This is a genomic window from Kitasatospora sp. NPDC093102, from assembly GCF_040683915.1.
In the GTDB taxonomy this organism is placed as follows: Bacteria; Actinomycetota; Actinomycetes; order Streptomycetales; family Streptomycetaceae; genus Kitasatospora.
Genome location: NZ_JBFBFA010000115.1, coordinates 1 through 3,877 on the forward strand (window position 1 = coordinate 1; position 3,877 = coordinate 3,877).

Annotated in this window: 1 protein-coding gene; it reads right to left on the reverse strand. The window is 70.3% G+C overall.

Annotated elements, in window-relative coordinates; translation table 11 throughout:
* Positions 1–190: 190 nt before the first annotated feature.
* Positions 191–3,838 carry a hypothetical protein gene (locus AB0O11_RS39105; protein ID WP_363397336.1) on the reverse strand — a complete coding sequence of 1,216 codons (3,648 nt, stop codon included), beginning with the start codon at positions 3,836–3,838 and terminating at the stop codon, positions 191–193.
* Positions 3,839–3,877: the final 39 nt, after the last annotated feature.

The following is a 3,877-nucleotide window of genomic DNA, read 5'->3' on the forward strand; positions in this document are numbered from 1 at the left end:
GCAACCAACGGTAGATCGGCAAACACGACTGTCCGCCGCAGGCCATCGGCATGCCGCCGCGGCCGTTGTTCATCGAGTTCTGCAGGGCCGCCTTCCAGGGCGCGGGCCCGCTGGAGCAGACCGTCCTGCTGTGAGGCCTCGGGGTGTCCGTGGGCCGGCCGGCTGCTGCCGGCCGGCCCACGGCATTCCGTCAGGCGACGGCGTCAGCCGGAATCGCCGTCACGGGGAGCGTCTGCGGCTGCGGGGCCGCGATCGGCCGGAGGGCGAGCGGGCCGATCCTGCTCTCGACCAGGTAGAGCGGTTCGGGCTCGCCGGGGACGCGCAGGCGCTGATAGTCCTCCACCGACATCTTCGCCGCGCCCTGGGACGTGATGAGGGTGACCGTCTCCGGCTGCTCATCGAGGACGAGGAACGACAGCCCGTACGCCGTCGCCAGCACTTGGGGCACGGCCCGCTCGACCGCGTCGGTCCACCGGCCCAAGGCCAGGGCCGCCCAGAACTCCGGATCCTGCGGAAGTCCGTCCCGTCTTCCGTAGTTGTATGACAGGTAGAACGCGGAGAACCTGCTGGCGGCGAGCTGCCGTACCGTGCCCGCCATTCTGGGCAGTCCTCCGAGCACTCCGTCGGGAAGCACCCCTGCCAGCCCCGCCGTGACCGCCTGATTCGGGTCACCCGATAGCACGATCTCCCACCTGTTTCCCCTGAGGAGAGGCTTGCGCCAGTCGTGGCCCGGCAGTTTGACGACCGAGGTGGGGGCCGACAGCGCATCGGGGCCGACTGCGGGCAGGAAGCCTCCGGATACCTGGCCCCCCGGCTCGACGGAGATCCAGTGGGTCTCGGGGCGGTCGTGGAGCTCGGGCGGGACGCGCACCACGAGTCTCCCCTGATGGTCGGTCCTGACCTTGAACGGACTCGCGAACACCTTCAAGGGCATCCGATGGGTACCGTGCAGACGCTCGGCGAAGTGGGACGCGGCCTGGAGTTCCCTGAGGCGGAAGGCGGCCCGTCCGGAATCGTCGACCGATCGGAAGCCGTCAGTCAGCATGCGGCCGGCGCTGCACTGGTAGAGCACCACCCTCAGCCGGCTGCCGAACCTCTCGTACATGGCCCGGAAGCCCTGGTCCGCGGCGATCACGTCAGCCAGGTGTCCTGCCGTGGTCCACGCGCTCCCCGACTCACCCGGCGCCCACGACGGGAGGGCGTCTATCGCCGCGGCCCCGGGATATCCGTGGCCCGACACGAACACGACCGGCTCGCCACTCCATGGCACCGGACGGGTCCGTGGCATCGCTCCAGGACTGCTCGCATCCGACGACAGTTCGTAGCCGCTCCGAGGGCCACCATGGTGCTTGGCGAAGAGATGCCCTGTCGGCACCGCGCCGATGGGCTGGACGATGACCGCATGCGAGTCCTCGGAGCCCGTGCTCGACGAGAGGACCAGGAATCGATCGGAACGGGCGCTGCCGAACGGCTCGGCCCGGGACCACCGGTCGTGCCAGGGCGCGATCTCCAGGATGTGCCGCAGTCTGTCCCGCAGTTCCCTCAACCCGTCGATGCCGTGGCGGTCGTAGAGGTCGTACAGCTGCAGCAGGGCGTGACCGCTCTCCGAATCCGGTTCGAGGTAGTCCTGTGCGTCGGCGAACCAACTGGGAGCCAGGCCCGTCTCCACCACGATGTGATGGAGCCCGTGGAGGACCTCGTCGAACAGGGTCGGCGCGTCGTCGGCCAGCGTCTCGGAGTGTTCGGCCCTCGCTTCGGCTTCGAGCCGAAGCAGCTCGTTCTCGTCCAGGTGCAAGGAGAGGGCCAGCGCACTCCGCCGATGTTCCTCCAGCGCCTCCTCCCGTCTCGCGAGGTCACGCTCCTGCAGCCTGTCGCCTTCGTCGATCATCTCCCGCCAGGCGTCCCACCTCGCCTCGTTGACGGCCGTCGGGGTAGTACCGAACCCCTCCAGCAGTTCGGCGCCGGCCAGGGTCAGCGGATCGTGGTCCTGGCTCCGGGTCACGAACCGCTCGATCAGCGCGGCGCGCAGGTCAACGGGCGGCCTGGAGCTCGAACTCTCCCTGGGTGCCCAATCGCTCAGGATGCCGCCGATCGTGCCGGCAACGATCTCCGAAGTCGCTCCCTCCCAGGCTTGCCTCTCAAAACCTGGCTGTGGCACGGACCGGGGGGGCCACGTCACACGACCATGCTCGTCGGAATGGACGAACATGCCTTGGAACGGGTGATCCGGCGGGGTGGCGAGCCTCCACCTTCCTGGAGAGATTCCGTCGGTGCCCGCCACCCGCACCATGCGCCGGTCGACGACGGCCAGCTGGTCCCAGGTCGAATCCGCCGCCGGAGCCACGACCGGATATCCGAGGACCGACGCCCACTCGTCCAGGAGCGCGTCCGACAGTACGGCCGAATCGTTCACCCGGGTCGCCGGGAGCAGCTGCGCGAATCGGTCCGGCCCGGCCTTCACCTTCTCCATCAGCGCCTTCATCCCCCTGGGCTGGGTGTGCACGAAGTGGTCCCCTTGGCGCTCCGGCACCAGGAACTCGTCCTTCTTCCAAGCCACCACGGGGATCGCGAAAGCCTCGGTCGGCTGCCCTTGGTCCAGCGCGTGCCAGGCCGCCTCCCATCGCTCCCCGCCCGTCACGTAGAACCCCGCCGAGCTCAATTTGAACCACGGCCGGTCGCCCAGCACCACTCGCCCGGCGTGGTCGGTTTCACCACCGATCCAGTCGGCTCCGGCGCCCAAGGTCAGCTCCCCGTAAGGGTCGAGCCCCATCGGCGCGTCGGGCGGTGCCACGACGAGGTTCACCAGGAGCTCGCCGTGTTCCCTCACGAGGGAGACGGTGTTCGCGAACAGCCCCGCCACCGCCGGGTCGCTCGGGACGTTCACCGGGAGCTGCACCGTCACGAAGTCGGTTTCGGCGAGCAGTTCGCCCCACGCCTCCGCCCCGCTCTCCGGGTCGGCGATCCGCCAGCCGTGCTCGGTCGGCACCAGGACGGAATCGGGCGGCGCCGAACTCGCGTCCAGGTGACCGATCTTCGGCACCTGGAGGATCTGGGCGCCCAGCCCTCCGTGCACCTCCACCACCGAACCGAAGGGGTGGACGGCCGGGTCCAGCACCCAGTTGTCATGCCACCCGGCCGTCGACGCCGTGCCGCGCACCGGCACGGCCGGAAACGGCGGGATCTCCAGATGGTGCGACTCCCCGGCACTGGCGTTGGCCGTGGCTGTTTGGGTGGACGGCCCCGCGTGCCCCTGCTCCTCAGGCGCCGGCCCGGACTGATCGGGCGCGCCTCCGGGCACGCCGCGAGCCACGCGGCCCTCCACCTCCGCGACCTCGCGCGCTCCCCGCCGGAAGGCCTCCTGCTCCGCCGGCCCCAGCACGGAGACGCCCGAATCCACCGCCTTGCCCTTGCCCCCGACCGTCGGCACCAGGCCCTGCCGGGTCTGCCACTCGACCAGCGACCGCTCCCCCGCCCACATCGCCCGACGAACGAACCGCCGGTCCTGCCACGTCCGGTCGACCATGGGCACGTCCGCCACCTGCGACACCAGCCCCGCATACACCTCCCGACGCCCGTCCGACAACCCCTCGAACCACACGTCCAGATGGGCCCCGGACGGCTCCCCGCTCGGGGCCACCGGCAGATCCGGGGCCACCAAAGGATCCGCCACCCCGACGGTGTGCTCGCCCCCGAAACCGGCTCCCGGCAACCCCGACCTGTGCATCACCGCGCGATGCGCCAGATCCACACCCCCACCCACCACACCCAACAACCCACCCGAAGCGATCGCCTCCGCCAACACCTTCGCATCGACCGACCCGCCCTCGAACCCCGCCAACGCCCCCACCGACGCCACACCACCCCCGACCCCCGCCAC